A 5,130-nucleotide genomic window follows, 5' to 3' on the forward strand; every position below is an offset into this window, starting at 1 on the left:
CCTCCCGGGCCTGGGCATCCAAGGCGAGGACACGAACTAGCCCAGCCAGTACGCAGTGGGGGCGCCCTTCCGGAGAAGGACGCCCCCACTGCCGAAGGCAAACTCAGAAAAACACCGACCGGCGCTGCACCAGCAACTTGGCCCCTCCTGTCTGCTGCCCTCGCACCGCTGCGCAGGCTTCGGACAGCCGCGCCGGACCCCGCACGCGCCCCACGGCCCCTGGCCGGACGTGCGCCCCACCAGCTCACCGCGCCCGCACCGGACCGACCCCCGTCAGAAGAACACCGAGCGGCGCTGCACCAACAGCTTGTACAGCGTGTGCTGGATCTGTTCCCTGACCTGGTCCGTCAGGTTGAACATCAGCATCGGGTCCTCGGCGGCCTCCGGCGGATAGCCGTCCGTGGGGATCGGCTCGCCGAACTGGATCGTCCACTTGGTGGGGAGCGGGACCGCGCCCAGGGGGCCCAGCCACGGGAAGGTCGGCGTCAGCGGGAAGTACGGGAAACCCAGCAGCCGGGCCAGCGTCTTCGCGTTGCCGATCATCGGGTAGATCTCCTCCGCGCCCACGATCGAGCACGGAATGATCGGGGTGCGCTGCCGCAGAGCCGTGGAGACGAACCCGCCCCGGCCGAACCGCTGGAGCTTGTAGCGCTCGCTGAAGGGCTTCCCGATGCCCTTGAAGCCCTCCGGCATCACACCGACCACCTCGCCCTGGCCCAGCAGCCGTTCGGCGTCCTCCGCACACGCCAGGGTGTGGCCGAGCTTGCGGGCGAGTTCGTTGACCACCGGCAGCATGAACACCAGGTCCGCCGCGAGCAGCCGCAGATGCCGGTTCGCGGGATGGTGGTCGTGGACGGCGACCTGCATCATCAGGCCGTCCAGCGGCAGCGTCCCGGAGTGGTTGGCGACGATCAGCGCCCCGCCCTGCGCCGGGATGTTCTCGACGCCCTTCACCTCGACCCGGAAGTACTTCTCGTACACCGGCCGCAGCAGGGACATCAGGACCTGGTCGGTGAGCTCCTCGTCGTAGCCGAAGTCGTCGACCTCGTAGTCCCCGGTGAGCCGGCGGCGCAGGAAGCTCAGGCCACCGGCGATGCGACGCTCCAGGCCGCCCTCGTCGTGCGCCTGCTGCGACGGCTCTTCCTCACGGGTCACAGGAACATCATCCTGCGCGGAAGCCCCGCTGGGCAGGGGCTGGACCTCACGGACCGGCCCGGGCTCGGTGCCCTTGCGCCGGCTCCCCGCGCTCCGGCGCCGCGCCGGCCGCTGTACGGCGCCTGCGCGGGACCGGTCGTCGTCGAACGGAATGACCTTGGCGTCCGCCATCGTTGATGCGCTCCTCAGTTGGCGCTCTGCGTCGGGGGGGTGCCGCCACCCGCGAGGGGCAGCGCGGCGATCCGGTCGACGGCCCCCGCGAGGGCCTCCGGCGGCAGCAGCCCGGGGCCATGGCTGCGCGCGAAGTCCGCGAAGGTCTCCGCCGTCGTGTACTTCGGCCGGAAGCCGAGCGTCTCGCGCATCTGGACCGTCGACACGACCCGGCCGTGGGTGAGCAACCGGATCTGCTCGGGCGAGAAGTCCGTCATTCCCAGCGTACGCACCAACGACCCGGCCCACGTGACGGCCGGCAGCAGCAGCGGCACGGTGGGCCGGCCGAGCCGCCGGGAACACTGCGACAGCAGCAGGACCCCGTCGCCCGCGATGTTGAAGGTGCCGCTGTTGAGCGTGCCCCGCTCCGGCTCGTGCGAGGCGATCCTGAGCACCTCGATCACGTCGTCCTCGTGCACGAACTGCAACCTCGGGTCGTAGCCGAACACGGTCGGCAGCACGGGCAGCGCGAAGTACGACGCGAGCGGGGTGTCCGCCGTCGGCCCCAGGATGTTCGCGAACCTGAGCACGCACACGGCCACGTCGGGCCGCCGCCGCGCGAAGCCCCGCACATACCCCTCGACCTCGACCGTGTCCTTGGCGAAGCCGCCGGAGGGCAGGGACTTGGGCGGGGTGGTCTCCGTGAACACGGCCGGATCGCGGGGCGCGGACCCGTACACGTTCGTACTGGACTTCACCACCAGCCGCTGCACGCTCGGCGACTTCTGGCAGGCCCCGAGCAGCTGCATGGTGCCGATGACGTTGGTCTCCTTGACCGTGGTCCGGCTCCCGCTGCCCAGCGCCATCGCCGTCACATCCAGGTGTACGACGGTGTCGGCGGCCGTCTCGGCCAGCACCCGCGCGATGCCGGGCTGCCGGATGTCCGCCTGGATGAAGTCGGCCCCGCCCAGATGGTGCTCGGGCGCCACCGCGTCCACGGCGATCACTCGCTCCACCTGCGGGTCACGCTGTATGCGTCGTACGAACCGGCCCCCGAGCTGTCGGGCCACTCCGGTAACGAGCACGACCTTTCCCAAGATCAGCGCCTTCCTTCCAGCCGTAGTCCAGCCCTGGTACAGCCCTTGTACAGCCCCAGTCCTGTGCCGCGTTCCCCGTGTCCCGCCAACTTAGCGGTTCGATGTTGCGCTGTGATGACCGCCCGCTGCGTGAGGTGACGACATCCGGCCCCTGGGCGTGTCCCGACACGCGTGTGGCCCCCCACCGATATCAGGTGGGGGGCCACAAACACGCTTACGCGGCGTCGCTTACTTCTTGTTGCGACGCTGAACGCGCGTGCGCTTGAGCAGCTTGCGGTGCTTCTTCTTGGCCATCCGCTTGCGCCGCTTCTTGATAACAGAGCCCACGACTACCCTCGCTCACTTCTCATCACTCGGTGCTGGGCGCCATGGGCCCATACGACCTACGAGGGGCTAGCCTACCCGCCCGAGCGCTGAGGTCGTAATCGAGGTGAACCGGGGAGATCCGACAGGGGTCCGCGAGTGCCCTGAGGACCCTTTGGAGCCTCCCCGGGTCCGGTCGTCGTCAGGCCGTCTCCACCCCCACGTAACTCTCGCGGAGGTACTCGTGAACCGCGTTCTCGGGGACACGGAAGGACCGTCCCACCCTGATCGCGGGCAGATGACCGCTGTGCACCAGCCGGTACACGGTCATCTTCGACACTCGCATCACCGAGGCGACTTCCGCCACGGTAAGGAACTGAACCTCACTCAGAGGCCTCTGCTCAGCAGCCATGTCACACCTGAACCTTCCGCACTCGACGGCCACCGGCTTCCCCTTCCGGTGACTCTTCGTCGCTGCGTGCTCACTCCCCAATGTAGGGGCGGGTGATGCAAGTGGGGAAGAGGTGCACCCATCGGCGGCCTACTGTGACAGACACGCCCGATTGAGTACGTAGCGGGTCAGCGGCCGGTAGTAAGCAGACCGCACAGCGTCATCAAGTGGAACGACGACGGACACGACCCCCTCGGCCTCGCCCACAAAGAGCGCGGGGTCGTTCGTATCCGCGGGCCCAATGGCCTCAAACCCCAGCTGACCTGCTCCGCAGACCCATCCGTGGTCCCCGATCACGAGCTCGGGTAGCGGCCCGCCACTCTCCGCCGCGGCCGCCAGGGCGGTACGAACCGGCAGCGGTGAATGCGTGTGTGCGCCCGGCTCACCACCGGAGCTCTCAGCGGCGGGTTCCCGCACGAGCGCGACACCTCGTACGTACTCAAGGTTGTACGTACGTAGACCGAACCGGGTCGTTATGTCGACACAGCGACCATGCGCAGGGGTGAGGACGGTACATCCCGCCGCCGAGAGGGCGTCCGCGAGGGCGGCGTAGAACCCGAGCAGCCGGTGCGGGTGACCGGTGCCGAGAAGCACGGCCCCGCTGCGCCGGGCAACCGCCGCGAGCCGCTCCGCGAAGGCGTCGAGCGCCGCGAGGGTCCGTTCAGGATCGATCACATCCCGGCCGGTCGTCACCCCTGGATCGCCTGAGACCCCGCATCTCTCCGCCATGAGACCGAGCAAGTCCCGCTCGTTCCACGACCCTTCGGGGTCGATCCCGATCAGCACCCGGGGGTCCCGAGCCACGAACAACCGATAACTCCGCAGACTCTCCTCCCGCGAGGTGGCCACGGGCCCGGCCAGGCGAGCGGCCAGCAGATGGGCGCGGAGAGCGCCGGTGCTCAACACGGGAGTGATGGTGACGGATGGAGTGTGAGCAAGGCGGGGGAACGGAAAAACACCGCACAGTCGGAGTAGTCAGGGGCGCGGGGCCGTATCGACATGCGGCTCCGCCGCGCGGGCGCGACCGCACCGGTCACCCCGCGACGCGTTACGCCAACAGCCCCCGCAACGGAAACACCGCCCGCCGAGTGGCCAGCACAGCCTGATCCAGCCGATCCGCGGGGTCGTACCCCGCGTCCCACTCCGCATAGGACACCGGCCACCGCCCGTCCGTCATCCGCGCCGGCGCCAGCTGCCGGGTCCGGGCGAACACCTCCTGCCGCCACCCCTCGGGAATCATCGCCTCGGGCTCGATCTCCCGCCCGGCGGCGATCCCCACCAGATGGGTCCAGGACCGGGGCACCACATCGACCACGGCGTACCCCCCGCCCCCGAGCGCGATCCACTTCCCCCCGGCGTAGTCGTGCGCCATCTCATGACAGGCGACCTGCACCGCCCGTTGCGCGTCCAGCGACACCGCGAGATGAGCCAGCGGGTCCTCGAAGTGCGTGTCGGCCCCGTGCTGCGTCACCAGCACATCCGGCCGGAAGTCGGCGATCAGCTCCGGTACGACGGCGTGAAAGGCCCGCAACCACCCGGCGTCGCCCGTCCCGGCCGGCAGCGCCACGTTCACCGCGCTGCCCTCGGCCGAGTCCGCACCCGTCTCCTCCGGCCAGCCGGTCTGCGGGAACAGCGTCCGGGGATGCTCGTGCAGGGAGACCGTCAGCACCCGGGGGTCCTCCCAGAACGCGGCCTGCACCCCGTCCCCGTGATGCACGTCCACATCCACATAGGCGACCCGCTGCGCCCCCAGCTCCAGCAACCGCGCGATCGCCAGCGACGCGTCGTTGTAGATGCAGAACCCCGAGGCACCCCCGGGCATCGCGTGGTGCAGCCCGCCCGCGAAGTTCACCGCGTGCAGCGCCTCCCCGCGCCACACGGCCTCCGCCGCCCCCACCGACTGCCCGGCGATCAGCGCGGACACCTCGTGCATCCGCTCGAAGGCCGGGTCGTCCATCGTCCCCAGCCCGTACG

Annotated in this window: 6 protein-coding genes; all 6 read right to left on the reverse strand. The window is 69.7% G+C overall.

What is annotated here, in order from left to right; translation table 11 throughout:
* Nucleotides 1-273: 273 nt before the first annotated feature.
* A complete protein-coding gene (locus EHS43_RS36750; protein ID WP_125194942.1) occupies nucleotides 274-1,326 on the reverse strand; it encodes a lysophospholipid acyltransferase family protein in 1,053 nt (350 codons plus the stop codon).
* 14 nt (nucleotides 1,327-1,340) lie between these two features.
* Nucleotides 1,341-2,402 carry an NAD-dependent epimerase/dehydratase family protein gene (locus EHS43_RS36755; protein ID WP_125194943.1) on the reverse strand — a complete coding sequence of 354 codons (1,062 nt, stop codon included), beginning with the start codon at nucleotides 2,400-2,402 and terminating at the stop codon, nucleotides 1,341-1,343.
* A 228-nt stretch (nucleotides 2,403-2,630) separates the two neighbouring features.
* Nucleotides 2,631-2,729: an AURKAIP1/COX24 domain-containing protein gene (locus EHS43_RS36760; RefSeq protein WP_003948845.1), complete on the reverse strand. Its 99-nt coding sequence runs from the start codon at nucleotides 2,727-2,729 to the stop codon at nucleotides 2,631-2,633.
* A 178-nt stretch (nucleotides 2,730-2,907) separates the two neighbouring features.
* Nucleotides 2,908-3,117: a helix-turn-helix domain-containing protein gene (locus EHS43_RS36765; RefSeq protein WP_016437488.1), complete on the reverse strand. Its 210-nt coding sequence runs from the start codon at nucleotides 3,115-3,117 to the stop codon at nucleotides 2,908-2,910.
* Between the two features lie 129 nt (nucleotides 3,118-3,246).
* A complete protein-coding gene (locus EHS43_RS36770; protein ID WP_125194947.1) occupies nucleotides 3,247-4,062 on the reverse strand; it encodes a phosphatase in 816 nt (271 codons plus the stop codon).
* A 142-nt stretch (nucleotides 4,063-4,204) separates the two neighbouring features.
* A partial coding sequence (locus tag EHS43_RS36775) for an acetoin utilization protein AcuC (protein ID WP_148104181.1) occupies nucleotides 4,205-5,130 on the reverse strand: 926 nt, incomplete at its 5' end.

Origin of the sequence: Streptomyces sp. RP5T (genome assembly GCF_003933965.1) — a bacterium.
Taxonomy (GTDB): domain Bacteria; phylum Actinomycetota; class Actinomycetes; order Streptomycetales; family Streptomycetaceae; genus Streptomyces.

Bases quoted from the DNA above. Each gene is read 5' to 3' on its own strand.
- EHS43_RS36750 (WP_125194942.1), bottom strand. From the start codon at position 1,326: ATGGCGGACGCCAAGGTCATTCCGTTCGACGACGACCGGTCCCGCGCA.
- EHS43_RS36765 (WP_016437488.1), bottom strand. From the start codon at position 3,117: ATGGCTGCTGAGCAGAGGCCTCTGAGTGAGGTTCAGTTCCTTACCGTG.